Source organism: Pseudomonas reinekei, assembly GCF_001945365.1.
GTDB lineage: Bacteria > Pseudomonadota > Gammaproteobacteria > Pseudomonadales > Pseudomonadaceae > Aquipseudomonas > Aquipseudomonas reinekei.
On sequence record NZ_MSTQ01000016.1, the window covers coordinates 70,453 to 95,223 of the forward strand.

At 59.7% G+C, this 24,771-nt stretch carries 25 protein-coding genes and 1 pseudogene; 16 read left to right on the forward strand and 10 right to left on the reverse strand.

From position 1 onward, the window contains the following. Positions 1 to 77: 77 nt before the first annotated feature. Entirely contained in the window at positions 78 to 1,673 is a 1,596-nt protein-coding gene (locus BVK86_RS22320) for a glycoside hydrolase family 17 protein (protein WP_075948476.1), read from the forward strand. 124 nt (positions 1,674 to 1,797) lie between these two features. On the opposite strand, the gene BVK86_RS22325 is transcribed toward BVK86_RS22320, so the two are convergent. Then, a complete protein-coding gene (locus BVK86_RS22325) occupies positions 1,798 to 2,166 on the reverse strand; it encodes a hypothetical protein (protein WP_075948477.1) in 369 nt (122 codons plus the stop codon). Positions 2,167 to 2,389: 223 nt separating this feature from the next. Between BVK86_RS22325 and BVK86_RS22330 the strand changes: the two genes are divergently transcribed. Both BVK86_RS22330 and BVK86_RS22335 read left to right on the forward strand, forming a co-directional pair. Further along, positions 2,390 to 3,688, forward strand: coding sequence for a serine/threonine protein kinase (locus BVK86_RS22330; RefSeq protein ID WP_075948478.1), 1,299 nt, complete (start codon positions 2,390 to 2,392; stop codon positions 3,686 to 3,688). After that, positions 3,681 to 4,469 (forward strand): MlaA family lipoprotein, encoded by a 789-nt coding sequence (locus BVK86_RS22335; RefSeq protein WP_075948479.1) that lies wholly within the window; start codon positions 3,681 to 3,683, stop codon positions 4,467 to 4,469. The genes BVK86_RS22330 and BVK86_RS22335 overlap by 8 nt, the downstream gene beginning before the upstream one ends. A gap of 126 nt (positions 4,470 to 4,595) precedes the next feature. Here the strand turns inward: BVK86_RS22335 and BVK86_RS22340 are convergent, their stop codons facing one another. Then, entirely contained in the window at positions 4,596 to 5,510 is a 915-nt protein-coding gene (locus BVK86_RS22340) for a DUF808 domain-containing protein (protein WP_075948480.1), read from the reverse strand. A gap of 134 nt (positions 5,511 to 5,644) precedes the next feature. Between BVK86_RS22340 and BVK86_RS22345 the strand changes: the two genes are divergently transcribed. Then, positions 5,645 to 6,250: a TetR/AcrR family transcriptional regulator gene (locus BVK86_RS22345; protein WP_075948481.1), complete on the forward strand. Its 606-nt coding sequence runs from the start codon at positions 5,645 to 5,647 to the stop codon at positions 6,248 to 6,250. 112 nt (positions 6,251 to 6,362) lie between these two features. On the opposite strand, the gene BVK86_RS22350 is transcribed toward BVK86_RS22345, so the two are convergent. Together BVK86_RS22350 and BVK86_RS22355 are read right to left on the reverse strand one after the other, a co-directional pair. Next, complete coding sequence (locus BVK86_RS22350; protein WP_075948482.1) at positions 6,363 to 6,821, reverse strand: REP-associated tyrosine transposase; 459 nt, start codon at positions 6,819 to 6,821, stop codon at positions 6,363 to 6,365. A 197-nt stretch (positions 6,822 to 7,018) separates the two neighbouring features. Further along, positions 7,019 to 7,459 (reverse strand): GlcG/HbpS family heme-binding protein, encoded by a 441-nt coding sequence (locus BVK86_RS22355; RefSeq protein WP_075948483.1) that lies wholly within the window; start codon positions 7,457 to 7,459, stop codon positions 7,019 to 7,021. Between the two features lie 268 nt (positions 7,460 to 7,727). Between BVK86_RS22355 and gcl the strand changes: the two genes are divergently transcribed. The 9 genes from gcl (at position 7,728) to BVK86_RS22400 (ending at position 18,669) form a co-directional block, all read left to right on the forward strand. Next, entirely contained in the window at positions 7,728 to 9,503 is a 1,776-nt protein-coding gene (gcl, locus tag BVK86_RS22360) for a glyoxylate carboligase (protein ID WP_075948484.1), read from the forward strand. 76 nt (positions 9,504 to 9,579) lie between these two features. Continuing rightward, positions 9,580 to 10,362 (forward strand): hydroxypyruvate isomerase, encoded by a 783-nt coding sequence (hyi, locus tag BVK86_RS22365; RefSeq protein WP_007971414.1) that lies wholly within the window; start codon positions 9,580 to 9,582, stop codon positions 10,360 to 10,362. A 150-nt stretch (positions 10,363 to 10,512) separates the two neighbouring features. Then, positions 10,513 to 11,403, forward strand: coding sequence for a 2-hydroxy-3-oxopropionate reductase (locus BVK86_RS22370; RefSeq protein ID WP_075948485.1), 891 nt, complete (start codon positions 10,513 to 10,515; stop codon positions 11,401 to 11,403). A gap of 148 nt (positions 11,404 to 11,551) precedes the next feature. Further along, complete coding sequence (locus tag BVK86_RS22375; RefSeq protein WP_075948486.1) at positions 11,552 to 12,826, forward strand: glycerate kinase type-2 family protein; 1,275 nt, start codon at positions 11,552 to 11,554, stop codon at positions 12,824 to 12,826. Beyond that, positions 12,823 to 14,238 carry a pyruvate kinase gene (pyk, locus tag BVK86_RS22380; RefSeq protein ID WP_075948487.1) on the forward strand — a complete coding sequence of 472 codons (1,416 nt, stop codon included), beginning with the start codon at positions 12,823 to 12,825 and terminating at the stop codon, positions 14,236 to 14,238. Before BVK86_RS22375 ends, pyk begins: the two co-directional genes overlap by 4 nt. Before the next feature lie 115 nt (positions 14,239 to 14,353). Then, on the forward strand, positions 14,354 to 15,268 hold the full coding sequence (locus BVK86_RS22385) for an urea transporter (RefSeq protein ID WP_075948488.1): 915 nt from the start codon (positions 14,354 to 14,356) through the stop codon (positions 15,266 to 15,268). Between the two features lie 21 nt (positions 15,269 to 15,289). Next, positions 15,290 to 16,114, forward strand: a complete 825-nt coding sequence (locus BVK86_RS22390; RefSeq protein ID WP_075948489.1) for an ion transporter — start codon at positions 15,290 to 15,292, stop codon at positions 16,112 to 16,114. A 92-nt stretch (positions 16,115 to 16,206) separates the two neighbouring features. Then, positions 16,207 to 17,202 carry a sulfate ABC transporter substrate-binding protein gene (locus BVK86_RS22395; RefSeq protein WP_075948490.1) on the forward strand — a complete coding sequence of 332 codons (996 nt, stop codon included), beginning with the start codon at positions 16,207 to 16,209 and terminating at the stop codon, positions 17,200 to 17,202. A 261-nt stretch (positions 17,203 to 17,463) separates the two neighbouring features. Further along, entirely contained in the window at positions 17,464 to 18,669 is a 1,206-nt protein-coding gene (locus tag BVK86_RS22400) for an MFS transporter (protein ID WP_075948491.1), read from the forward strand. Between the two features lie 92 nt (positions 18,670 to 18,761). Here the strand turns inward: BVK86_RS22400 and BVK86_RS22405 are convergent, their stop codons facing one another. Both BVK86_RS22405 and BVK86_RS22410 read right to left on the reverse strand, forming a co-directional pair. Next, positions 18,762 to 19,166: a type II toxin-antitoxin system HicB family antitoxin gene (locus BVK86_RS22405; RefSeq protein ID WP_075948492.1), complete on the reverse strand. Its 405-nt coding sequence runs from the start codon at positions 19,164 to 19,166 to the stop codon at positions 18,762 to 18,764. Beyond that, on the reverse strand, positions 19,166 to 19,378 hold the full coding sequence (locus BVK86_RS22410; RefSeq protein WP_075948493.1) for a type II toxin-antitoxin system HicA family toxin: 213 nt from the start codon (positions 19,376 to 19,378) through the stop codon (positions 19,166 to 19,168). Before BVK86_RS22410 ends, BVK86_RS22405 begins: the two co-directional genes overlap by 1 nt. Before the next feature lie 180 nt (positions 19,379 to 19,558). On the opposite strand from BVK86_RS22410, the gene BVK86_RS22415 reads away from it, so the two are divergent. From BVK86_RS22415 to BVK86_RS22425, 3 genes and pseudogenes are all read left to right on the forward strand, one after another. Beyond that, positions 19,559 to 20,446 carry a LysR family transcriptional regulator gene (locus BVK86_RS22415; protein WP_075948494.1) on the forward strand — a complete coding sequence of 296 codons (888 nt, stop codon included), beginning with the start codon at positions 19,559 to 19,561 and terminating at the stop codon, positions 20,444 to 20,446. Between the two features lie 78 nt (positions 20,447 to 20,524). Beyond that, positions 20,525 to 20,992: a helix-turn-helix domain-containing protein gene (locus BVK86_RS22420; protein WP_075948524.1), complete on the forward strand. Its 468-nt coding sequence runs from the start codon at positions 20,525 to 20,527 to the stop codon at positions 20,990 to 20,992. Next, positions 20,989 to 21,565, forward strand: a pseudogene (locus BVK86_RS22425) (PIN domain-containing protein). The gene BVK86_RS22420 and the pseudogene BVK86_RS22425 overlap by 4 nt, the downstream one beginning before the upstream one ends. A gap of 18 nt (positions 21,566 to 21,583) precedes the next feature. Here the strand turns inward: BVK86_RS22425 and phnP are convergent. From phnP to phnL, 4 genes are read right to left on the reverse strand one after another with little or no spacing between them, the layout of a single operon-like run. Next, a complete protein-coding gene (gene phnP, locus BVK86_RS22430; protein ID WP_075948495.1) occupies positions 21,584 to 22,333 on the reverse strand; it encodes a phosphonate metabolism protein PhnP in 750 nt (249 codons plus the stop codon). After that, complete coding sequence (gene phnN / locus BVK86_RS22435; RefSeq protein ID WP_075948496.1) at positions 22,324 to 22,893, reverse strand: phosphonate metabolism protein/1,5-bisphosphokinase (PRPP-forming) PhnN; 570 nt, start codon at positions 22,891 to 22,893, stop codon at positions 22,324 to 22,326. The genes phnP and phnN overlap by 10 nt, the downstream gene beginning before the upstream one ends. Beyond that, on the reverse strand, positions 22,893 to 24,038 hold the full coding sequence (locus BVK86_RS22440; protein WP_075948497.1) for an alpha-D-ribose 1-methylphosphonate 5-triphosphate diphosphatase: 1,146 nt from the start codon (positions 24,036 to 24,038) through the stop codon (positions 22,893 to 22,895). The genes phnN and BVK86_RS22440 overlap by 1 nt, the downstream gene beginning before the upstream one ends. Further along, on the reverse strand, positions 24,028 to 24,747 hold the full coding sequence (gene phnL, locus BVK86_RS22445) for a phosphonate C-P lyase system protein PhnL (protein ID WP_075948498.1): 720 nt from the start codon (positions 24,745 to 24,747) through the stop codon (positions 24,028 to 24,030). Before phnL ends, BVK86_RS22440 begins: the two co-directional genes overlap by 11 nt. Positions 24,748 to 24,771: the final 24 nt, after the last annotated feature.

Sequence of the window (24,771 nt, forward strand, 5' to 3'; positions counted from 1 at the left end):
GGAGGGCGACAAACGCACCGGACAATCCGCCCGAACTTTGCATGTCAAAATTATGCGAGCCACCAGGCACGGGACAAATGCAGGTAACATGCGCCGCTTTGCTCCCAGACGGCCTGATCATGCCCGCGACATCACGCTTTCCTTTTTTTGCTTATCTATTCGCCTGCCTGCTGGGGCTTTTTGCCCTTTGTGGCTTTTGGTACGGCATCGGTAAACCAGTGACCCTGCCGGACGTCGCCAGCGCGACACATAAGTTGCAATGCGCTTCCTACACCCCGTTCGACAAAGACCAATCGCCATTCGACGTGCCCTTCAACCTGCGCCCCGAGCGCATGGACGCGGACCTCGCGCTGCTGTCCAAAAGCTTCGAATGCATCCGCACCTACTCAATGACCGGCCTTGAAGCCCTGCCCGACCTGGCGCGCAAACATGGCTTGAAACTGATGATCGGTGCCTGGGTCAACAGCAACCCGGTGGACACCGAAAAAGAAGTCGACCTGCTGATTGCGTCGGCCAACGCCAACGCCGACGTGGTGACCGCCGTGATCGTCGGCAACGAAACACTGCTGCGCAAAGAGATCACCGGGCCACAATTGGCTCGACTGATCAACAAGGTGAAAAGTCAGGTCAAGCAGCCTGTCACCTATGCCGACGTCTGGGAGTTCTGGCTCAAGCACCCGGAAATCGCCCCGGCTGTGGATTTCCTGACCATCCACTTGTTGCCGTACTGGGAAGATGATCCGTCGAACATCGATGCCGCGCTGCAACACGTGGCCGAAGTGCGCCAGGTGTTCGGCAACAAGTTCGCGCCCAAAGACGTGATGATTGGCGAAACAGGCTGGCCGAGCGAAGGCCGCCAGCGCGAAACCGCCCTGCCGAGCCGGGTCAACGAAGCCAAGTTTATTCGCGGTTTCGTCACCATGGCCGAGCAGCAAGGCTGGCACTACAACTTGATCGAAGCCTTCGACCAGCCGTGGAAACGCGCCAGCGAAGGTGCAGTGGGCGGTTACTGGGGATTGTTCGACGCTGATCGACAGGACAAGGACGTGCTGGCCGGTCCGGTGACAAACGTGCCGTACTGGTCGCAGTGGCTGGTGGTTGGTGGCTTGATCTTCCTCGGTACGCTTATGCTGGGCGGCCGCGTTCGCAACACCCGCGCAGCCTTGGTTCTACCGTTGTTTGCCGCCGTGGCTGCATGCTTTCTCGGCGTATGGGGCGACCTTGCCCGCGTCACCACGCGCTTCACCAGTGAATGGTTGTGGGTGGCATTGCTGACGGCGCTGAACCTGTTGGTGCTGGTGCACGCCGCACTGACGCTGAGCCCTCGTTCAGGATGGCGCGGGCAGGCTTTCAATGCGCTGGAGCGCCGAGCGGGCTGGCTGGTGGCGGTGATCGGGTTTGCTGCTGCGGTGAGCATGCTGGAACTGGTGTTCGATCCGCGTTATCGCAGCTTCCCGAGTGTGGCGTTCATCGTGCCAGCGCTGGTGTATCTGTGCCGCCCGGTGAGCGCACCACGTCGGGAAATTGCGCTGCTGACCTTCATTATTGGAGCGGGCATTGCGCCGCAGTTGTTCCAGGAAGGGTTGCAGAATCAGCAGGCTTGGGGTTGGGCGTTGGTGAGTGGGTTGATGGTTGTTGCGTTGTGGCGCTGCCTTCGAATTCGCAAGGCTTAACCGCTCAGCGAAGCTAATGGCCTCATCGCGAGCAGGCTCGCTCCCACAATAGATCTTCAGTGAACGCAATTCCTGTTCGACGTAGATCAAAGGTGGGAGCGAGCCTGCTCGCGAAAGCTGACTCTCAGACGCTACGAGGCGCCCTGACCAACCGCAACCCCGCAATCACCACCGCAAAAACAGCCAGCGTCGTGTTGTACAACGCCAGTGCCGGGAACCCGATCGCCAGCGCCAGCACCGCCAGCCACCACCCTGCCCGTCCCGGTAGCACGAAGCCGATCACTGCAGCAGCCAGTGCGCCATAGCCGAGAATCTTGAAGTGAATCATCAGACCCAGGTTCGAACGAACCTGGCATTCCCAGCGGCTTGCCTCATCCACGCAGATACCGACCCACTGCGCATCTTCCATGAAGCCATACCGCGCGCCATAACTGGCGGCCAGCCATAGCGGCAACAAAACGAGCAGCAGAATCACAGACAGACGGCGGGACATGAAGCACTCCAATAAACGAAAAACGGCGGCCAGCTTAATCCCCCACCAGTCTTACGCAAGCGATAACAACTGTTAACTGGTCATTCAATCGCTGCAAAGTGTATCGTCCAGCTACTATTACCTCGAATTCAGCCTGTTTGGTGCCGTTGCGTGGCACTTTGGCGCAAATCCAGTGGTCATAGCCTGCGAACTTCATTCGGCACCTTATCTAAGGGATCTAGTCATGCTCCGTTCCTTGCGCTTCGCCGCCCTGTTTGGCGGCCTTATATTGAGTGCGTCCGCACTGGCGGTCGACATCGACGCCGCCAGTTATGGCTATCCCTTGACCAACCCGTTCGAGGCAACCATTGCCACGACGCCACCGGATTTGCGCCCGGAACTGCCCCTTGACGACGACATCAATCAGTCGGATCGCAGCATCACCTTGCGCCCGGAGCGAGCCTTCGAACTGCCGGACAACTTTTGGGCGGTAAAGAAACTCACCTATCGCATCGCCACCCAGGACAAAGCGGCGCCGCTGATTTTCCTGATCGCCGGCACGGGCGCACGCTATGACAGCAGCCTCAACGAATACCTGAAAAAGCTCTACTACAAAGCCGGCTACCACGTGGTGCAGTTGTCGTCGCCCACCAGCTTCGACTTCATCAGCGCCGCTTCACGTTTTGCGACCCCGGGCATCACCAAGGAAGATGCCGAAGACATGTACCGGGTGATGCAATCCGTGCGGGCACAGAACCCCAACGTGCCAGTCACCGATTACTACCTGACCGGTTACAGCCTCGGCGCACTGGATGCCGCTTTCGTCGCGCACCTGGACGAAACCCGCCGCAGCTTCAACTTCAAGAAAGTGTTGCTGCTCAACCCACCGGTCAATCTCTACACCTCGATCACCAACCTCGACAAGCTGGTGCAAACCGAGGTCAAGGGCATCAACAACTCCACCACGTTCTATGAGCTGGTGCTGAACAAGCTGACGCGCTACTTCCAGCAGAAAGGCTACATCGACCTCAACGATGCACTGCTTTATGACTTCCAGCAATCCAAGCAGCACCTGACCAATGAACAGATGGCCATGCTGATCGGCACCTCGTTCCGCTTCTCGGCGGCCGATATCGCCTTCACGTCGGATCTGATCAACCGTCGCGGGCTCATTACTCCACCGAAAACCCCGATCACCGAGGGCACCAGTCTCACGCCGTATCTCAAGCGTGCTCTGCAGTGCGATTTCGACTGCTACATCACTGAACAAGTGATCCCGATGTGGCGCGCCCGCACCGACGGCGGCAGCCTGCTACAACTGATCGACCAGGTAAGTTTGTACGCCCTGAAGGATTATCTGCGCGACAGCCCGAAAATTGCCGTCATGCACAACGCCGACGACGTGATCCTCGGCCCCGGCGACCTCGGTTTCCTGCGCCAGACTTTCGGCGATCGCTTGACCGTTTACCCGCTGGGCGGCCATTGCGGCAACCTTAACTACCGCGTCAACAGCGACGCCATGCTGGAGTTCTTCCGTGGCTAAATACCTCCTGCTTATCGCTGCGTTACTCTGTGCAGGCGTCGCCAATGCCGACAACAGCAAAGCCAACGCCCCGGTCGTCATCGATAATGACGGTTTCAAGGAACCGTTGAGCAAGCTCAAATTCAACCCGGGGCTGGATCAGCGCGAGTTCGAACGCTCAACGCTGAGTGCGCTGAACGTCTACGACCCACTGGAAGAGTGGAACCGTCGCGTTTATCACTTCAACTACCGGTTCGACCAATGGGTGTTCCTGCCAGTGGTCGACGGCTATCGCTACATCACGCCGAGCTTTTTGCGCACCGGCGTCAGCAACTTCTTCAACAACCTGGGTGACGTGCCGAACCTGCTGAACAGCCTGTTGCAGTTCAAAGGCCAGCGTTCGATGGAAACCACGGCACGGTTACTGCTGAACACCACCATCGGCATCGCCGGCCTGTGGGACCCGGCTACCGCCATGGGCCTGCCGCGCCAAAACGAAGACTTTGGCCAGACCCTGGGCTTCTACGGCGTTCCGGGCGGTGCCTATTTCGTGCTGCCAATTCTCGGCCCGTCCAACCTGCGAGACACGGGCGGTTTGTTGGTCGACTACAGCGCCGAGAACGCAATCAACTTGCTCAATGTGGCCGAAGTCAGCTCCAACCATCCCGAGGTCTGGATTCTGCGAGGCGTCGACAAACGCTATCAAACGAGCTTCCGCTACGGCCAACTGAACTCGCCGTTCGAGTACGAGAAGGTGCGTTACGTGTACACCGAGTCGCGCAAGTTGCAGATTGCCGAGTAATTCGACTACACAAAAAAACTGTGGGAGCGAGCCTGCTCGCGATGAGGCCATCACATTCAACACCTGTGTTGACTGTTACACCGCTATCGCCAGCAGGCTCGCTCCCACATTGGTTATTGGTGGTTCTTAGCCTTTCAGGGCTTTCCAGATTTTGCTGACTGCCAAAACCCCAGCCAACACCACCGCCCCCGCCAAAATCCCCGCTACCCCATTGAGCAACGTCGGCACGATAAACCCGGCGCCGCCCGCCCCTGCGCTGACACTTTCGATCCAGTGATGCACCACCGGCACGCCGTGGGTCAGGATACCGCCGCCCACCAGGAACATCGCCGCCGTGCCGATCACCGACAGGCTTTTCATCATGTACGGCGCTGCGCGCAAAATCCCGCTGCCGATGCTTTTGGCCACTGGCCCCGGCTTCTGGGTCAGCCATAACCCCAGGTCATCGAGCTTGACGATGCCTGCCACCAATCCATAGACGCCAACGGTCATGACGATTGCGATACCCGACAGTACGACGACTTGCTGGGTCAACGCCGAGTCCGCCACGACACCCAGGGTGATGGCGATGATTTCTGCCGAAAGAATGAAATCGGTGCGGATCGCGCCCTTGATCTTGTCCTTCTCGAACGCCACCAGATCCACCGCCGGGTCCGCTACCGCCTCGACCAGTTCGGCATGCTCGGCCTGATCTTGCGCCTTGCTGTGCAGGAATTTGTGGGCGAGCTTCTCGAATCCTTCAAAACACAGGTAAGCTCCGCCCAGCATCAACAACGGCGTGACCAGCCACGGGATGAACGCGCTGATGGCCAGTGCCGATGGCACCAGAATCAGCTTGTTGATGAACGAGCCCTTGGCTACCGCCCAGACCACGGGAATTTCCCGATCGGCACGCACGCCGCTGACCTGTTGGGCATTGAGCGCCAGATCATCGCCCAGCACGCCGGCAGTCTTCTTGGCGGCCATTTTGGTCATCAACGCCACATCGTCCAGGACGGTGGCGATGTCGTCGATCAGCACCAGCAAACTGCTTCCTGCCATGAATCGGGTTTCCTTCTTGAGTGAATGCGGTGCAGCATAGCGTGGCCGAGCGTCGCATGGAGCATTCTTGAGCGCTGTCGAAAGCCGGTGCTACCATGCGCAACCGCCAGAACAGGCAAGGAACCCCCTGGTTTATGAGCACCATCCGCGAGCGCAACAAACAACTGATCCTGCGTGCCGCCAGTGAAGAATTTGCCGACAAGGGCTTCGCTGCGACCAAAACCAGCGATATCGCAGCCAAGGCGGGATTGCCCAAGCCCAACGTCTACTACTATTTCAAATCCAAGGAAAACCTCTACCGCGAGGTCCTGGAAAGCATCATCGAACCGATCCTGCAGGCCTCGACGCCGTTCAACCCCGACGGTGTGCCCGGCGAAGTGCTGAGCGGCTACATCCGCTCGAAAATCCGCATTTCCCGCGACCTGCCATTTGCCTCCAAGGTGTTCGCCAGCGAAATCATGCACGGCGCCCCGCACCTGAGCACCGACCTGGTCGAACAACTCAACAGCCAGGCCAAGCACAACATCGAGTGTATCCAGACCTGGATCGACCGCGGCCAAATCGCCCCGATCGACCCCAACCACCTGATGTTCAGCATCTGGGCCGCGACCCAGACCTACGCCGACTTCGACTGGCAAATCACCGCCATCACCGGCAAGGCCAAGCTGGATGAAGAGGATTACGAAGCGGCGGCGCAGACGATTATCCGGTTGGTGTTGAAGGGGTGTGAGCCGGACTGAATTACCGAGGTGGATTTATCGCTAGCAGGCTAGCTCCCACAGGGGATTTATGTACACCATGGATCCAGTGTGGGAGCTAGCCTGCTAGCGATGAAGGCAACACAATTTCAGTTCAAACCCAAATGGCATCCCACAGCGGATAGTCGCCCAGTTTTTCAACCAAACCTGCCCGCAACGGGTTGGCCACGATATATCGAGCCACCTTCACCAGCTCTTCTTCCCTTCTTAAGGCCCGGTCATGAAAGCCTTTTTGCCAGAGAGTGACCTTGCGGCCAGTAAACTGATTTACCGCTTTGGTACTCATCGATTTGGTCCTCTGCATGAGGTCACACAATGATCCCTGTTGTAACTCGACCAACCAATGAAAATGATCGGGCATGACGACCCAAGCCAGTGAGTTAGCGAAACCTTGGTCCTGAGCGCAGCGAAATTGATTGACCACTGCTCTCCCCGAGTTGAAGTCTTTGAATATCGGCTCTCGGTCACGTGTATTGGTAGTTATCAGGTAAATGCGGTTGGATTCGGCATAGCGGCCGATGCGCAAGCGATTTGAGGCGGGTAGATCAGGCATTCCTTTGCCCTTGCATGATTAATTCATGAGTAAGGCTAGTCCTGATATTCCCCAATGGAGGGACAGACATTTAGCGGGATGTGTCTGGGAGATAGCCATCGCTAGCAGGCTAGCTCCCACACTGGATCTGCGGCGTTCACAAATCCCCTGTGGGAGCCAGCCTGCTGGCGATGGCTATAGATCAATCAATACAAAACTTAAGCCACAACCCCCGCATCCGCCCTCAACCCCAACGCTTCAATCGCAGTGATCGCGCATTGCTCATCAACATCCGACAGATCCCCGCTGATTCCCACCGCCCCCAGCACATTCCCCGCGTGATCGCGGATCAACACGCCGCCCGGTGCCGGCACGACACTGCCCTGCCCCAGGCTATTCAATGCGGCGATGAAGGCCGGGCGTTGTTGGGCATCCAGTGCCAGCAGGCGCGAGCCCTTGCCCAGAGCAATGGCGCCCCAGGCTTTGCCGATGGCGACCTGCGGGCGCAGCAGGCTGGCGCCATCTTCGCGTTGCAGGGTAATCAGATGTCCGCCGGCATCCAGCACGGCGATGGTCAAGGGGGCTGCGGAGATTGCGCGCCCTGCGGTGATGGCCTCGTTGACCAGGTTGACTGCGACTTTCAAGGTTAAAGCGCTCATGGTGCCGTCCTCATTTTGTTTTTCGGAAAGCCGTGGGACTGCGCCGTTGTGCCGCAGTCCGATGCAACAAATAGAACACAATGAATTATTTTTTTGTATACAATAATTCTCGAAAAGCGCCACATGCGACGAAAAGCCACAGTAGATTGGGCTTCCGACGAATGAAACGACCGCTTGAGAAAATGGATTGACCTGCGCCGTCCGCCGTGAATACACTCTGCGCAAAGCCACTTGTATACAATTACAAAACGTAAAGAGGCACAAAACCATGAGCAAAATGAGAGCAATCGAAGCCGCCGTTCTGGTGATGCGCCGTGAAGGGGTTGATACCGCTTTTGGCATCCCGGGTGCCGCAATCAACCCGCTGTACTCCGCCCTGCAAAAGGTCGGCGGCATCGATCACGTACTCGCTCGCCACGTTGAAGGCGCCTCGCACATGGCCGAGGGCTACACCCGCACCAAGGCCGGCAACATCGGCGTGTGCATCGGCACTTCCGGCCCTGCCGGCACCGACATGGTCACCGGGCTCTACAGCGCCTCGGCCGATTCGATTCCAATCCTCTGCATCACCGGCCAGGCACCCCGCGCCCGTATGCACAAGGAAGACTTCCAGGCTGTCGACATCACCAGCATCGTCAAGCCAGTCACCAAGTGGGCAACCACCGTTCTGGAACCGGGCCAAGTGCCCTACGCGTTCCAGAAAGCTTTTTATGAAATGCGCTCCGGCCGTCCAGGCCCTGTGCTGATCGACCTGCCGTTCGACGTGCAGATGGCTGAAATCGAATTCGACATCGACGCTTACCAGCCACTGCCGCTGGCCAAACCGACCGCCAGCCGCGTTCAAGTCGAGAAGGCTCTGGCCTTGCTCGATCAAGCCGAGCGCCCATTGCTGGTGGCCGGTGGCGGCATCATCAATGCCGACGCCAGCGACCTGCTGGTCGAGTTCGCCGAGCTGACCGGTATCCCGGTCATCCCGACCCTGATGGGCTGGGGCACGATTCCGGACGATCACCCGCTGATGGTCGGCATGGTTGGCTTGCAGACGTCGCACCGCTACGGCAACGCGACCCTGCTCAAATCGGACGTAGTGCTGGGCATCGGTAACCGTTGGGCCAACCGTCACACCGGTTCGGTCGACGTGTACACCGAAGGCCGCAAGTTCATTCACGTCGACATCGAAGGCACGCAGATCGGCCGCGTGTTCACACCGGACCTGGGCATCGTGTCCGATGCCGCTGCCGCGCTGACCGTGTTCATCGAAGTCGCTCGCGAATGGCAAGCCGCCGGCAAGCTGAAAAACCGCAGCGCCTGGCTGCAAGACTGCCAGCAGCGCAAAGCCAGCCTGCAGCGCAAGACTCACTTCGACAACGTGCCGGTCAAGCCGCAGCGCGTTTACGAAGAGATGAACCAGGTGTTCGGCAAAGACACCTGCTACGTCAGCACCATCGGTCTGTCGCAGATTGCCGGCGCGCAGTTCCTGCACGTCTACAAGCCGCGTCACTGGATCAACTGCGGTCAGGCCGGCCCGTTGGGCTGGACCATTCCGGCAGCGCTGGGCGTGGTCAAGGCCGATCCGAACCGTAAAGTCGTGGCCCTGTCGGGGGACTATGACTTCCAGTTCATGATCGAAGAATTGGCAGTGGGCGCGCAGTTCAAGCTGCCGTACATTCATGTGGTGGTCAACAACTCGTACCTGGGTCTGATCCGTCAGGCACAGCGCGGTTTCGACATGGACTACTGCGTGCAGCTGTCCTTCGACAACCTCAACGCGCCGGAACTCAACGGTTACGGTGTCGACCACGTCGCAGTTGCCGAAGGCCTCGGTTGCAAGGCACTGCGTGTGTTCGAACCGGCTCAGATCCAGCCTGCCCTGCGCAAGGCCCAGGAGCTGATTGAAGAGTTCAAGGTGCCCGTCATCGTTGAGATTATTCTGGAACGGGTGACCAACATTTCCATGGGCACCGAGATCAACGCCGTCAACGAATTCGAAGACCTGGCGCTGGTCGGCAACGACGCACCGACCGCGATTTCGTTGCTGGATTAATTGCTTGATCGCTCCCCTGTAGGAGCCGGCTTGCCGGCTCCTACAGGGGAAGCTCACACATAATTGGGAGACCACCATGCCGCGTTTCGCAGCCAACCTGTCCATGCTGTTCACCGAACAGGACTTTCTTGCCCGTTTCGAAGCGGCCGCCAAGGCCGGTTTCAGTGGTGTCGAATACCTGTTCCCGTACGACTTCAGCTCCGCCGAAATCAAGGCCAAGCTCGACGCCAACGGTCTGACCCAAGTGCTGTTCAACCTGCCGGCCGGTGACTGGGCCAAGGGCGAACGCGGTATCGCGTGCCTGCCGGACCGCGTTGAAGAATTCCGCGCCGGCGTCGACCTGGCCATCGCTTACGCGCAAGTGCTGGGCAATACCCAAGTCAACTGCCTGGCCGGTATTCGTCCGCAAGGCTTTGACGACGCCACCGTCGAGAAAACCTTCGTCGCCAACCTCAAATACGCGGCCGACAAATTGCAAGCGGCGGGTATCAAACTGGTGATGGAAGCGATCAACACCCGTGACATTCCAGGCTTCTACCTGAACAACACGGCGCAAGCCCTGTCGATTCGCGAGCAGGTCGGCAGCGCCAACCTGTTCCTGCAATACGACATCTATCACATGCAAATCATGGAAGGCGACCTGGCCCGCACCCTGCAATCGCACCTGGGCGAGATCAACCATGTACAGCTCGCGGACAACCCGGGGCGTAACGAACCAGGCACCGGTGAAATCAACTACCGCTTCCTGTTCGAACACCTGGACCGCATCGGTTACCAGGGCTGGGTCGGTTGCGAATACAAGCCGCTGACCACCACCGAAGCGGGCCTCGGCTGGCTGAAAACCCACAACGCGATCTGACACAAATCCTGTGGGAGCGAGCCTGCTCGCGAAGAGGCCGGCACATTCAACATCTATGTTGCCTGGCACACCGCTATCGCGAGCAGGCTCACTCCCACAAAAAGCAGTTCCCTATTTGCTTGAGCAAGACAAAAACAAGAGGATTTTCTCATGGCTAAAATCGGATTTATCGGCACCGGCATCATGGGCCACCCAATGGCGGCGAACCTGCAGAAAGCCGGTCACAGCCTGTTCCTGTCGGCGCACCACGATGCCGCCCCTGCTGACCTGGTTGCCGCTGGCGCCGTTGCCCTGGCGAACCCGCAAGAAGTTGCCCAGGAAGCCGAATTCATCATCGTCATGGTGCCGGATACCCCGCAGGTCGATGACGTGCTGTTCCGCGCCGATGGCATTGCCGCCGGTATCGGCAAAGGCAAAGTGGTGATCGACATGAGCTCGATCTCGCCAACCGCCACCAAGGCCTTCGCCGCCAAAATCAACGAAAAAGGCGCCCAGTACCTCGACGCGCCAGTGTCCGGCGGCGAAGTCGGCGCCAAGGCGGCGACCCTGAGCATCATGGTCGGCGGCGATGCCGATGCCTTCGAACGCGCACTGCCGCTGTTCCAGGCCATGGGCAAGAACATTACCCTGGTCGGTGGCAACGGCGACGGTCAGACCGCGAAAGTGGCGAACCAGATCATCGTGGCGCTGAACATTCAGGCTGTGGCTGAAGCACTGTTGTTCGCTGCGAAAAACGGTGCCGATCCAGCCAAGGTGCGTGAAGCGCTGATGGGCGGTTTCGCTTCGTCGAAGATCCTCGAAGTGCACGGCGAGCGCATGATCAAGGGCACCTTCGATCCAGGCTTCCGCATCAGCCTGCACCAGAAGGACCTGAACCTGGCCCTGCAAGGCGCCAAGGAACTGAACATCAATCTGCCGAACACCGCCAACGCCCAGCAAGTGTTCAGCACCTGCGCGGCTATCGGTGGCAGCAACTGGGATCACTCGGCACTGATCAAAGGCCTGGAGCACATGGCGAACTTCTCGATTCGCGATAAGTAAGTCCTGCCGCAAAACCTGTGGGAGCTAGCCTGCTAGCGATGAAATCGACGCGGTGTGTCTGATAGACCTCAGTGCCTGAATCGCTAGCAGGCTAGCTCCCACAGAGGTTCTAGCCGTTCTCCAATAACAAGAATTCCGGGAGCCCGCCATGTCGGTCGATCCGCAACAACTGCTGCGCGAGCTGTTTGCCACAGCCATCGACGCGGCCCATCCGCAGCAAGTCCTCGAAGCCCATCTGCCTGCCGACCGCAGCGGTCGCGTCATTGTCATCGGTGCCGGCAAAGCCGCCGCGGCCATGGCCCAGGTGGTCGAGCGCTGCTGGCAGGGGCAAGTATCCGGTCTGGTGGTGACCCGTTACGGTCACGGCGCCCCGTGCGAAAAAATCGAAGTGGTCGAAGCCGCGCATCCGGTGCCTGATGCTGCCGGTCAAGCCGTGGCCAAACGGGTATTCGAACTGGTCAGCAACCTGACCGAAGACGACCGCGTGATCTTCCTGCTCTCGGGTGGGGGTTCGGCGTTGCTCGCCCTGCCCGCCGCCGGCATCACCCTGGCCGACAAGCAATCGATCAACAAAGCCCTGCTCAAATCCGGGGCGACCATCGGCGAGATGAACTGCGTGCGCAAGCACCTCTCGGCGATCAAGGGCGGCCGTCTGGGCAAAGCCTGCTGGCCTGCCACTGTGTATACCTATGCGATTTCCGATGTGCCGGGCGACCTCGCCACGGTCATCGCCTCCGGCCCCACCGTGGCCGACCCGAGCACGTCCGCCGAAGCACTGGCGATCCTCAAGCGCTACAACATCGACGTGCCGGCCTCGGTGCGCACCTGGCTGCAAAGCCCGGAATCGGAAACGGTCAAACCTGGCGATCCGAGCCTGGCCCGCAGTCATTTCCAGTTGATCGCCAAGCCTCAGCAATCGCTTGAAGCGGCAGCGGTGAAGTGCCGTCAGGCGGGCTTCAGTCCACTGATCCTCGGCGATCTGGAAGGTGAATCCCGGGACGTGGCGAAAGTCCACGCGGGCATCGCGCGGCAGATCGTCCTGCACGGCCAGCCGCTGGCAGCGCCCTGCGTGATTCTTTCCGGCGGGGAAACCACCGTCACCGTGCGTGGCAATGGCCGTGGCGGACGCAATGCCGAATTCCTGCTCAGCCTGACCGACAGCCTCAAGGGCCTGCCCGGTGTCTACGCGCTGGCCGGTGACACCGATGGCATCGACGGCTCCGAAGACAACGCCGGCGCGATCATGACCCCGGACAGTTACGAGCGTGCCGCCGCCCTTGGCCTGAGTGCCAGCGACGAACTGGACAACAACAATGGTTACGGCTACTTCGAGGCGCTGGACGCACTGATCGTCACCGAGCCGACCCGCACCAACGTCAACGACTTCCGCGCCATTCTGATTCTCGAGAGCCCAAAACCATGACGCCTGATAAAAAGGTCAAAATCCTCGCCACCCTCGGCCCTGCCACCGACGGAATAGATGACATCCGCGAGCTGGTACTGGCCGGGGTCAATATCTTCCGCCTGAACTTCAGCCACGGCGATCACGCCGACCATGCCCAGCGCTATCAGTGGATTCGTGAAGTCGAGCGCCAGCTCAATTACCCACTGGGCATTCTGATGGACCTGCAAGGCCCGAAACTGCGGGTTGGCAAGTTCGCTGAAGGCAAGGTGCAACTGGTACGTGGCCAGGCCCTGCGCCTGGACCTGGATGCCACACCAGGTGACGAGCGCCGGGTCAACCTGCCGCATCCCGAGATCATTGCTGCGCTGGAGCCAGGCATGGACCTGCTGCTGGACGACGGCAAGCTGCGCCTGCGCGTGGTCACCAAGTACGCTGACGCCATCGACACCACGGTGCTCAACGGCGGTGAACTGTCGGATCGCAAAGGCGTGAACGTGCCACAAGCCGTGCTCGACCTCAGCCCGCTGACCGCCAAGGATCGTCGCGACCTGAGCTTCGGTCTGGAACTGGGAGTGGATTGGGTGGCGCTGTCATTTGTGCAGCGTCCGGACGACATCCGCGAAGCCCGCACGTTGATCGGCGACAAAGCGTTTTTGATGGCCAAGATCGAGAAACCATCGGCCGTTGAGCAACTGCGCGAGATCGCCGAGTTGAGTGACGCCATCATGGTCGCTCGTGGTGACCTGGGTGTGGAAGTGCCAGCCGAAAGCGTGCCGCAGATCCAGAAAAACATCATCAGCACTTGCCGCGAACTCGGAAAACCGGTGGTGGTGGCGACGCAGATGCTGGAGTCCATGCGCTTCTCTCCGGCCCCAACCCGCGCCGAGGTCACCGATGTGGCCAACGCCGTGGCCGAAGGTGCGGACGCGGTGATGCTGTCGGCAGAAACCGCGTCCGGCGAATACCCGCTCGAAGCCGTGCAGATGATGAGCAAGATCATCCGCCAGGTGGAAAACGGCCCGGACTATCAGGCGCAACTGGACGTCAGCCGGCCGAAAGCCGAGGCCACCGTTTCCGATGCCATCAGCTGTGCGATTCGTCGTATCAGCAACGTGCTGCCGGTGGCGGTATTGGTGAACTACAGCGAGTCGGGCACCTCGAGTTTGCGCGCCGCACGTGAACGCCCGACGGTGCCGATCCTCAACCTGACGCCGAACCTGCAAACCGCGCGCCGCCTGACCGTGGCGTGGGGCGTGCACTCGGTGGTCAACGATCGCCTGCGTCAGGTTGATGAAGTGTGCTCGACGGCGCTGGAGATCGCTCAGGCCCAGGGCATGGCGCAGCGTGGCGATACGTTGTTGATCACCGCGGGTGTGCCGTTTGGGCAACCGGGGTCGACTAACTCACTGCGTATCGAGACGTTGATCTAGAGCGCCCACCGGCCTCATCACCAGCAAGCCGGCTCCTACAGGGACAGCGTATTTCTGTAGGAGCTGGCTTGCCAGCGATGCAGGCGACCCGGTTCCACTGAATTTTAGAACTGCCATGCCTGCCAACCACTTCAACACCCACTGCCCCGACTGGGCGGAAGCTTTGCTCAACGGTTTCAGTCAAATATTCCTCCAGCGCAATCCGCTGTGCGGCCTGCTGTGCCTCGGCGCCATCCTGTTTACCGCGCCTGCGTTGCTCGGCGGTGCATTGCTCGGCGGTGTCGCCGGACTGCTCACCGCGCAACGCCGCCACTATGCCAAGGCTGATCGCCAAGCCGGACTTTTCAGCTACAACGGCGTCCTGCTGGGCCTGTTGCTGAGCCTGTATTTTCCCTGGTCGGCAATGATGCCGCCGCTGATTCTGGCCGCCGGCGGCCTGAGCGCGATGATCACGCAACAGTGGCTCAAACGCGTGCGCATCAGCCAATACCTGCCGGCCTGCACCGCGCCCTTCGTCGTGCTGGGCTGGTTGCTGCTGTGCTTCGCCGAGCCCTCGAATTCAGCGCATCTGATCGAAGTCAGCGCGCTGAACATCCTCGCCGCGCCGCTGAAAAGTATTGGCCAGGTGATGTTCCTCGGTCACCCACTGGCCGGTGCGATGATTGCCGCCGGATTGCTGATCGCTGACCGCCGCGCATTCTTTTGGGCATTGCTGGCAGCGATCGCGGGCATGGGCTGGAGCCTGTTGCATCAGGACTTCTACAGCGCCTTGATCGGCCTCGGCGGCTATAACGCGGTGCTCGCCGCCCTCGCCCTCAGCTCACAACGCCAGCAGCCGTGGTTGCCGCTGGTCGGCATTGCCTTGGCACTGGTGCTGACACCGATGTTTGCCGCCATCGGTCTGCCCACGCTGACCGCGCCATTCATTCTCACCTGCTGGCTGGTTCGCAGTGCGGTGCAACTGTTGACCAAGGCCACGATCACCCGTACGCCTTGCACTCTTGAGGAGAATCAACCTAGGCTGCGCTGATCATTGAGTCAGGCGTTATCCATGGACAGCAGCAAAAATTGGCGTGAAGAGCTTTACGTCATGATTTTCCAGAGCGACACCAAGGCCGGCAGGCGTTTCGACGGGATTCTGCTGTTGATCATCCTCGCCAGCCTGGTGATCGTGATGCTCGACAGCATCGACAGCATTCACAAAAACTACGCCGATGTACTCGCCTACATCGAATGGGGTTTTACTGTCATCTTCCTCGGCGAATACATCCTGCGCCTCTACTGCTCGCCCAAGCCCTTGCGCTATGCCTTCAGTTTTTATGGACTGGTGGACTTACTGGCGATCGTGCCCGGAATCCTCGCGCTGTATTACGCCGATGCGCAGTACCTGCTGATCATCCGCATCATTCGGATGCTGCGGATTTTCCGCGTGCTCAAGCTCAGCCCTTACCTCAAGCAAGCCAATTATTTAATGTCGGCGCTGCGGGGCAGCAAGCAGAAGATCGTGGTGTTTCTGGTCAGCGTCTGCACCCTGGTGACGGTGTTCGGCACGCTGATGTATGTGATCGAAGGCCCGGAGCACGGCTTCACCAGCATTCCCAAAGGCATCTATTGGGCTATCGTGACCCTGACCACCGTGGGCTTCGGCGATATCGTGCCGAAGACGCCGCTGGGCCAGGTGATTTCGTCGTTGGTGATGATCACCGGTTACTCGATCATCGCGGTGCCCACCGGGATTTTCACCGCTGAACTGGCCAATGCCATGCGCGGTGAACAGCTGCAACACGACTGCCCGGTGTGCCGGAAAAACAGCCACGAACACGGCGCCGCTTTCTGTTCCCGGTGCGGTAACGCACTGTTCAAAAAACTGGAATAAGCAAAGTCCTTTTTAATCTTTAAAGGCCTATGCAAGCCCGGCTATAGTCGCTGGCAAATTGCCTCATTTTTAGATAGAACAAGGAATTCGCAGTGAAAAAACTCTTTGCCGCCTCACTTCTGGCCGCTGGCCTGGCCCTGACCAGCGTGGCTCACGCTGCACCGACCTTGCTCAACGTTTCCTACGACGTAATGCGCGATTTCTACAAGGACTACAACACTGCGTTCCAGAAACATTGGCAAGCCGAGCACAACGAAAACATCACCCTGCAGATGTCTTTCGGCGGCTCCAGCAAACAGGCGCGTTCGGTCATCGACGGCCTGCCGGCTGACGTGATCACCATGAACATGGCCACCGACATCAACGCCCTGGCGGACAACGGCAAACTGATCCCGGACAACTGGGTCACCCGCCTGCCGAACAACAGCGCGCCCTTCACGTCGGCCACCGTGTTCATCGTCCGCAAAGGCAACCCCAAAGCCCTGAAAGACTGGCCCGACCTGCTCAAGGACGGCGTGCAAGTCATCGTGCCGAACCCGAAAACCTCGGGTAACGGTCGCTACACCTACCTGTCGGCGTGGGGCTATGTGCTGAAAAACGGCGGCGACGAAAACAAGGCAAAAGACTTCGTCGGCAAGCTGTTCAAGCAAGCACCCGTACTGGATACCGGTGGCCGTGCCGCTACCACGACGTTCATGACCAACCAGATCGGCGACGTGCTGGTGACCTTTGAAAACGAAGCGGAAATGATCGCCCGCGAATTTGGCCGCGACCAGTTCGAAGTCATCTATCCAAGCGTCTCCGCCGAAGCAGAGCCACCGGTATCGGTCGTCGACAAAACCGTCGACAAAAAAGGCACCCGCGCCGCCGCCGAGGAATACCTGAAATATCTGTGGTCGCCGCAAGGCCAGGAAATCGCTGCCGCCAACTACCTGCGCCCGCGTGACCCGGCCGTGCTTGCCAAGTACACCGACCGCTTCCCGAAAGTGGACTTCCTGTCGGTGGAGAAAACCTTCGGTGACTGGCGCACCGTGCAGAAAACCCACTTCAATGATGGCGGGATTTTCGACCAGATTTATGCAAACTAAGTAAAACGGTTGATTGCCTGCAGGAGCCGGCTTGCTGGCTCCTGCAGGTTTCAACGTCTGTTTCGCAACACGCTATCGAACAAAATGTCAGTGAATGTATCATCGGCCTCGCTTCTTCTGAGATAACACCGATCGGCTGACGCCACGCACGTTCGCCACTCATTCCGCAATGGAATGACTGCTATCACTCCAATCTCTCTTCCGCCGTTTCGACCAGGCCATTAGCCTGCGCGCATTCCATTCTGTACAGCGAGACACGTTATGAACCCAGCGACTCAGGTGCCCCACGGCGCCGCGACAATGACCCGAGGCATGGTGCTGCTGTTCGCCTTTTGCTGCGGCGCTATTGTGGCCAACATCTACTATGCGCAACCGATCATCGGCCTGATCGCGCCTGACATCGGCCTGACCAACACCATGGCCAGCCTGATCGTTTCGCTGACCCAGATCGGCTATGCGCTGGGTCTGTTTTTCCTGGTGCCGCTGGGTGATCTGCTGGAGAACCGCCGGCTGATGATCATCACCACACTGGTGGCGATTGCCAGCTTGCTCGGCGCGGCATTCACCGACCAGCCGAATGTGTTCTTGCTGATCTCGCTGTTGGTGGGGTTCAGTTCGGTGTCGGTACAGATATTGATTCCATTGGCTGCGCACCTGGCGCCGGAGGAATCCCGTGGCCGGGTCGTCGGCGGGATCATGGGCGGATTGTTGCTGGGGATTCTGCTGGCGCGTCCGGTGTCCAGCGTCATCGCCGATCATTTCGGCTGGCGCGCAATGTTTGTGATCGCTGCAGTGTTGATGGCAGCCATCAGCATCGTCCTGGCGGTGACCATCCCCAAGCGCCAGCCTGATCACAGTGCGTCGTATAGCCAATTGCTGGGCTCGTTGTGGACGCTGTTGCGCAAGCAACCGGTGTTGCGCCAACGGGCGTTTTATCAGGGTTGCATGTTCGCCACGTTCAGCCTGTTCTGGACCGCCGTGCCGCTGGAACTGGCGCGCAATCACGGCTTGTCGCAAAGCCAGATTGCGATCTTCGCCCTGGTGGGAGCCATCGGCGCCATCGCCGCACCCATCGCCGGTCGCCTGGCCGACGCTGGCCATACCCGTGTCGCCTCGCTGCTGGCGCTGCTGTTCGCCAGCCTGAGCTTTTTGCCCGCCTTCATCCACCCGGTCTACAGCGTCATCGGCCTGGCCGTGACCGGCGTGGTGCTCGACTTCTGCGTGCAGATGAACATGGTCCTCGGCCAACGCGCGGTCTACGCCCTCGACGCCAAAAGCCGCAGCCGCCTTAATGCGCTGTACATGACCAGCATCTTCATCGGCGGCGCATTCGGCTCTTCGGTGGCCAGCCCGGTGTACGAACACGGAGGCTGGTTGTGGATCGTGATTGTCGGCAGCGCTTTTCCGCTGTTAGCGTTGCTACGATTCCTGAGTGTTTCGCAGAAGGCTTCACTGGCGACGGCCTGACTGAAAAAGCTTCGCGAGCAGGCTCGCTCCCACAGGGTTCAAGAAGGACCTGTGGCAGCGAGCCTGCTCGCGATTGCGCTGACGTTTAACATTTACTGCCGAACCAGCTTCTCCATGGCCGCATCCGCCAGGAAGGACGAGCGGCTTTTGACATTGTGCTCACGCACATATCGATCGATGCGCTGGATCACATAGCCGGGCAGCGTGACGTTCACCTTCTCGGTCTTGCCCATGTAGGGCGAGATGTCCAATTCCAGCATCCCCCAGCCCATGTCGGCAAATTCCGGATTACCACGATGCACCGCCGCTGAAGTCGGCATCGGAATCGTATCGCCGTCCGCCGCGATCTCCTGCAGCATGATGTGAGCGATCTCGACCGCTGCGTTGTAAGCATCTTCAAAGGTATCCCCGGCCGTCACCGCACCAGGAATATCGGGGATCTGGATACCGATGGCAGTGTTCTCGTCGCCCCATTCGATACAGATTGGATATTGCATTATGGATCTCCTGCGTAACTGGCTGTCGGGCAGTACAGCCCGGCTCGCCTCCTGATGCTTTTGACCGTCCCGATGGGTAAATCCTTTTTCGGATGAGGAACGGGAATCGTGTACGGGTTGTAACGGTGAGTGAAGATGTGATGACTGCCAGTGACCCGATCCAGGGTCCAACCCGCCTCTATCAATTCCTTGATCAATACCCTGCTCTGCACCACCCGCCTCCTTGCTTCGGCTCAAACAAAAATAACTCTAGAGTTATCTTTACTCAAGCACAAAAATCCATAGCACGACGTTCGGTTGTATTGCAGCGTGTGATGAAGCGATGCTGAAGGCGATCTGCGGCTTGATCTGAGAACATCGCTTCCACACTGGATTTTTACTTGGGATTGCAAATGGACCGCCTTGGCGCAATGGAAACCTTCGTCTACGTGGTGGAAACCGGTTCGTTTTCCGCGGCGGCCCGACGCTTGAATATCGGCCAGCCGGCCGTGTCGAAAACCATCGCGCAACTCGAATCGCGGCTGGCGGTGCGACTACTGTTGCGCTCGACGCGCGGCCTGACGCCCACCGAGGCCGGGCTGGCGTTTTTCGAGCGGGCCAAACGCGCCCTCGAAGAAGCCGACGAGGCCGACAACGCCGCTCGCGGAGCGGCCGGCGGACTGACCGGCAACCTGCGCATCTGCGCTGCCGTGACCTTCGGCCGGATGCATATCGTGCCGCACCTTGGGCCATTTCTTGAGCAGAACCCGGCGCTGAACATCGACCTGATGCTCGATGATCGCAACGTCAATCTGGTGGAAGAAGGCGTCGATATCGCCCTGCGCATGGGCACCCTGAGCGACTCTGGACTCACCGCCCGCAAGATCTCCGAATGCCGGCGCGTGGTACTGGGTACGCCGGCGTACTTCGAAAAATACGGAGAACCCACCTGCCCCGCAGACCTGAGCAAGCATCAAGCGATCGTCTACACCCTGGGCGGCCATGCCAACTGGCTGTTCCAGAAGGCTGGAGAGGAGCAATCAGTGACCATCAACGGCCGGATCCGCATCAGCGCTGCTGAAGGAGTTCGTGCAGCCGTGCTGTCCCACCAAGGCCTGACCATGGCCTCGGAATGGATGTTCGCCCCGGAACTCGCCAGCGGTGCGGTCCGGGAAGTCATGAGCGAATGGACCCTGCCGAATCAGGACCTGTGGGCCGTGTTCCCCACCGGCAGAATGGCCAGTGCCAAGGCACGGGCGTTTGTGGAGTATGTGCAGGGGTTGTTGGTGAAGGAGGCGTGAGTGACGTTTCGTTTATTGCGAATTTCGATTAATTCGCATAGCCTGATGGCGTCGATTATTCAGAATATTGGAACCGCCATGTCGACAGCCATTCATCCACCGATCCATTTGCCTGCAGAACACGAGGTACAAATTGCCAAGGCAGGACAGCACGCGCTCGCAGCTTATCTCTGCACCCAAATCGAAACCCAGCGCATCCAGATTTTCGACAAGCAAAATGAAGCTCACAACGTCGAACTACCGACCTCGGCACTGCGGATGCTGGTCGATATCCTCGCTGAGTTAGCGGCGGGCAATGCCGTCAAAGTGGTTCCGGTCCACGCAGAACTGACCACACAGGAAGCGGCGGACTTGCTCAACGTCTCACGCCCGCACCTGATCAAACTGCTAGAGTCCGGCGAACTCTCCTACCACAAAACCGGCAAGCACCGACGTGTGCGTTTCGCCGATTTGATGGACTATAAAACCCGGCGCAATGCAGCCAGCGAGCAGGCAATGATGCGACTCGCCGAGCAGGCACAGGCGTTAAGGAAAGGATACGAGTGAGGCACTCCGCTTTTACCGCTGTATATGACGCTTGCGTGCTTTACCCTGCGCCCTTGAGAGACTTTCTTATGTGGCTTGCGCTCTCCGGTCGGTTTCGGGCGAAATGGTCGATGAAGATACACAATGAATGGAAACGCAATCTGCTGAAAAACCGACCGGACCTGACGATAGAGCAACTGAATCGAACATCTGAACTGATGGATGTGGCCGTTCCAGATGCATGTGTCACAGGTTATGAAGAACTGATTGCAGGACTAACGCTACCCGATGCCGATGACCGACATGTTCTGGCGGCAGCCATCCGCTGCGACGCGAGCGTTATCGTCACGTTCAATCGCAAAGATTTTCCCTGCTCGGCTTTGGGAGTTTATGACATCGAAGCCCAGCACCGCGATGAATTCGTTAGCAACCTCTTTGACCTGGATCCTGCCGGCAGTGGTCTCTGCGGCTCAACGCCAACGAAAACAGCTGAAGGTGCCGCCCATGGATATCAGCACTTACCTCGACCTTATGTTTCGACAAGGTTTGGTTCAGTCAGCCAAAGCGCTGAACGATTACCGACCGATGCTTTAAGAAGAGACACCGAGGCCACTACAACACACACCCATCAAACCCGACACTGACATTCCCCGGCAACTCCATCCGATGCGCCATCAACCACGTATCGAAAGTGTGCCCCACGTGGGTCAACACCGCCGATTGCGGCTTGAGCTCTTCAATGCACTGCAAAGCCAGGTTCAGGTCGTTGTGGTTACGCGGTGTCTGGGGTTGTGGCGGCATCGAGCAGTCCAGCACCAGCAGGTCCAGCGCTTGACGCTGCAACCACGCCGTGGTGTCAGGTGGCAGGCCCATGGTGTCTGTCAGGTAGGCGATGCGTCGCCCATGGCCTTCGAGCAGATAGCCGAAGGTGGGTTTTGAATGCTGTAACGGCAGCGCGGTGACATTGAGTGTGCCGAAGGCGCGGGTTTCGAAGCTGTCGAACGGTTGGCTGAAATCAAGGATGCCGGGGTGTTTGTAGAGATCGGCCAGGCCTTCCGGATCGACCGGCCCGTGCACTGGAATCACCAGCCCCTGCCCCCAACGCAGGTGCAGCAGGCCTTGGGCGTGATCGGCGTGGTAGTGCGTCTGCAAAATGCCGTTGAAGCTGCGCGGTGCAAAGCGCTCGGTCAGGTCTGGCAGGCCGCTGTCGATCAACCAACGCTGGTCGCCGCACTCGACCAGCGCGCAGCACGGTTGACGTCGCCAGCGCTCGTCGATGCGTGAGCGCGTACAAGCCGCGCACTCACAGCCATAGACCGGCACCTGCCGCGCATCACCGGTACCCAACAACGTCAGGCGCATGCTGATTGCTCGTCGATGCTGGCGAGCAAGCGTTGCACCGTATTCTCCAGTGCACCGGAGTTGTCGAGCACCAGCAGCGTGGAATCGTTGTCGGCAAGGACGCGTTTGTTGAAGCGGTCATTGCGCGCCAGCCGCGCATCAATTTCCGCCACGGACTCCCGACCTCGCGCCAGCAAACGCTCGCACAACACGGCCTGGTCAACGGTCAACAACACCACCAGCATGTGCGGATAGCGCTCGCGGGCGTAGTGCAAATGCCCGCGCGAGCCATTGACCAGCACATCATTACCCGCAGCCAGCCAGTCGTCGATTTCCCGCGGGATGCCATAGGACAGGCCATTGGCATGCCAGCTCAGGGCAAACGCGCCCTGAGCCTCCATGTCGGCGAACTGCTGCGCGCTGACGCCCAGCGCCGCCTCGCCGACCGCTTCCGCCGAACGGGTGATGACCCGTCGCACGATGCGGCAGCCGCGTTCGGCCAAGCGCCCGCGCGCGGCATCCAGCAGGCTGTCCTTGCCCGAACCGGAAGGCCCGATGAGATAGATCAACCTGGCTGCCATCAAAACACCCTCGTCGCTTGTCGCCATACTTGTCGGACCACTGGCAAACCCTCCTGACTGCGCGCCTGCACCAGGTCGGCACGCAACCCCGGGGCAATCTCGCCGCGATCAATCAAACCAGCCGCCCGGGCCGGGTTCAGGCTGACCATGCGCACCGCCTCGGCCAAGCCGATCCGCTCGCTCTGCGCAGCCAGCGTAAATGCCGACTGCAACAGGCTCGCCGGGTAGTAGTCGCTGGACAGAATATCCAGCAAGCCCAGGGCAGCCAGGTCAGCGGCGGCCACGTTACCCGAGTGCGAACCACCGCGCACGATGTTCGGTGCGCCCATCAACACTTTCATGCCGTGGTCGCGACACCCCTTCGCCGCTTCGACCGTCGTCGGAAACTCGGCGATGGTCATGCCGTAGCGCGCCGACTCTTCGACGTGCGCCAGCGTCGCGTCATCGTGACTGGCCACCGACAGGCCAAGGGCCAGGCAGTGCTCGACAATCGCCGCGCGATACCGGTCGCTGTAGGTGCGCGAGTTGGCCATCTGCAACGTGATGAACTCATCCATCTGCGTCGTCGTCAGGTGGTATTTGCCCATGTAGTACTCACGGTACTTGGATTGGAGCACGAACTGGCGCTGACCCGGCGAGTGGTCCATCACCGACACCAGTTGCACCAGCGGGTTTTCCACCAGATCGCGGAACACGGTCAGGGTGTCCGGATGGCACAACTCGCAACGCAGGTGCAGACAGTGTTCGGCCCGGGTCAATCCGGCGCTGGAAGCTTTGGTAATGGCGTCGAGCATCGCCGGCAGTTTCTGCATGCGATTGCCCTTGGGGTTCACGTCGCCGATGGACACCGCATCGAAGACCGTGGTGATACCCGCCGCGACGATCTGGGCGTCATGGCTGAGCACCGCCGGCACCGACGGCCAATCGACGCCGGGACGCGGGGTCATGTGGCGCTCCAGGTTGTCGGTGTGCAATTCCACCAGACCGGGCAGCAGGTAATCACCGTTGAGGTCCAAGGCCTGAGGCAAACGGCTCGGGCCTTCGTTGACCTCGGCGATCACACCGTCGCGCAGCAACACGTTGCCGTAGAACACCCGGTCAGCAGTGACCAGTTGCGCATTGCTGAGGATCTGTTCAACGGGCATCGGCGTATTCCTCTTGGCTGACTGCAGCGGGGGTCATGTCGAGCTGGCGATCGGCAACCGCGTCGCGGGCGATGCGGTCGTGGAAGATGCCGATCAGCGCGGCACCGGCGGCTTTGGCTTCGTTCATCAGTTCCAGCACCACCTGACGATTGTTGTCGTCCAGCGACGCCGTTGGTTCGTCGAGCAACATCACTGGCCACGCGACCATGAACCCGCGGGCGATGTTGACCCGCTGCTGCTCGCCCCCGGAGAACGTGCCGGGCGCCAGCTGCCAAAGGCGTTGCGGTATGTTCAGACGGCTGAGCAACCATTCGGCGCGCGATTGCGCGAGCTGTTTCGACCAGCCACGGGCCAGGGCAGGCTCCATCACCACGTCCAGGCACGCCACGCGCGGGATCACCCGCAGGAACTGGCTGACATAGCCCAAGGTGCGCTGGCGCACTTGCAGGATGTCCCGGGGTTCAGCACCCACCAGCTCCAGCCATTGTCCATCGTGCTGCACGCGGATACTGCCGCCGGCCGGCAGATAGTTGCCATACAAGGTGCGCAGCAACGTGCTTTTGCCGGCACCGGACTGGCCGTGCAGCACCAGGCATTCGCCGCCCGCCACACTGAAATCCACCCCGCGCAGCACGTTGAGGACCACGCCGTTCTGCTGATGCAGGGTGAAGGTTTTCGAGAGGTCACGGACCTCGATCAACGTATTCATCGCTCGGTTTCCACAGTTGGACGG

What these genes read in the sequence shown, in the direction of transcription:
- BVK86_RS22355 (WP_075948483.1), bottom strand. Translation starts at nt 7,459, where the DNA reads ATGAGCGCTTTAACCTTGAAAGTCGCAGTCAACCTGGTCAACGAGGCC.
- BVK86_RS22400 (WP_075948491.1), top strand. Translation starts at nt 17,464, where the DNA reads ATGAACCCAGCGACTCAGGTGCCCCACGGCGCCGCGACAATGACCCGA.
- gcl (WP_075948484.1), top strand. Translation starts at nt 7,728, where the DNA reads ATGAGCAAAATGAGAGCAATCGAAGCCGCCGTTCTGGTGATGCGCCGT.
- pyk (WP_075948487.1), top strand. Translation starts at nt 12,823, where the DNA reads ATGACGCCTGATAAAAAGGTCAAAATCCTCGCCACCCTCGGCCCTGCC.
- BVK86_RS22320 (WP_075948476.1), top strand. Translation starts at nt 78, where the DNA reads ATGCAGGTAACATGCGCCGCTTTGCTCCCAGACGGCCTGATCATGCCC.
- BVK86_RS22440 (WP_075948497.1), bottom strand. Translation starts at nt 24,038, where the DNA reads ATGCCCGTTGAACAGATCCTCAGCAATGCGCAACTGGTCACTGCTGAC.
- hyi (WP_007971414.1), top strand. Translation starts at nt 9,580, where the DNA reads ATGCCGCGTTTCGCAGCCAACCTGTCCATGCTGTTCACCGAACAGGAC.
- BVK86_RS22370 (WP_075948485.1), top strand. Translation starts at nt 10,513, where the DNA reads ATGGCTAAAATCGGATTTATCGGCACCGGCATCATGGGCCACCCAATG.
- phnN (WP_075948496.1), bottom strand. Translation starts at nt 22,893, where the DNA reads ATGGCAGCCAGGTTGATCTATCTCATCGGGCCTTCCGGTTCGGGCAAG.
- BVK86_RS22390 (WP_075948489.1), top strand. Translation starts at nt 15,290, where the DNA reads ATGGACAGCAGCAAAAATTGGCGTGAAGAGCTTTACGTCATGATTTTC.
- BVK86_RS22405 (WP_075948492.1), bottom strand. Translation starts at nt 19,166, where the DNA reads ATGCAATATCCAATCTGTATCGAATGGGGCGACGAGAACACTGCCATC.
- BVK86_RS22420 (WP_075948524.1), top strand. Translation starts at nt 20,525, where the DNA reads ATGTCGACAGCCATTCATCCACCGATCCATTTGCCTGCAGAACACGAG.
- BVK86_RS22415 (WP_075948494.1), top strand. Translation starts at nt 19,559, where the DNA reads ATGGACCGCCTTGGCGCAATGGAAACCTTCGTCTACGTGGTGGAAACC.
- BVK86_RS22330 (WP_075948478.1), top strand. Translation starts at nt 2,390, where the DNA reads ATGCTCCGTTCCTTGCGCTTCGCCGCCCTGTTTGGCGGCCTTATATTG.
- BVK86_RS22385 (WP_075948488.1), top strand. Translation starts at nt 14,354, where the DNA reads ATGCCTGCCAACCACTTCAACACCCACTGCCCCGACTGGGCGGAAGCT.
- BVK86_RS22375 (WP_075948486.1), top strand. Translation starts at nt 11,552, where the DNA reads ATGTCGGTCGATCCGCAACAACTGCTGCGCGAGCTGTTTGCCACAGCC.
- phnP (WP_075948495.1), bottom strand. Translation starts at nt 22,333, where the DNA reads ATGCGCCTGACGTTGTTGGGTACCGGTGATGCGCGGCAGGTGCCGGTC.
- BVK86_RS22345 (WP_075948481.1), top strand. Translation starts at nt 5,645, where the DNA reads ATGAGCACCATCCGCGAGCGCAACAAACAACTGATCCTGCGTGCCGCC.
- BVK86_RS22325 (WP_075948477.1), bottom strand. Translation starts at nt 2,166, where the DNA reads ATGTCCCGCCGTCTGTCTGTGATTCTGCTGCTCGTTTTGTTGCCGCTA.
- BVK86_RS22340 (WP_075948480.1), bottom strand. Translation starts at nt 5,510, where the DNA reads ATGGCAGGAAGCAGTTTGCTGGTGCTGATCGACGACATCGCCACCGTC.
- phnL (WP_075948498.1), bottom strand. Translation starts at nt 24,747, where the DNA reads ATGAATACGTTGATCGAGGTCCGTGACCTCTCGAAAACCTTCACCCTG.
- BVK86_RS22350 (WP_075948482.1), bottom strand. Translation starts at nt 6,821, where the DNA reads ATGCCTGATCTACCCGCCTCAAATCGCTTGCGCATCGGCCGCTATGCC.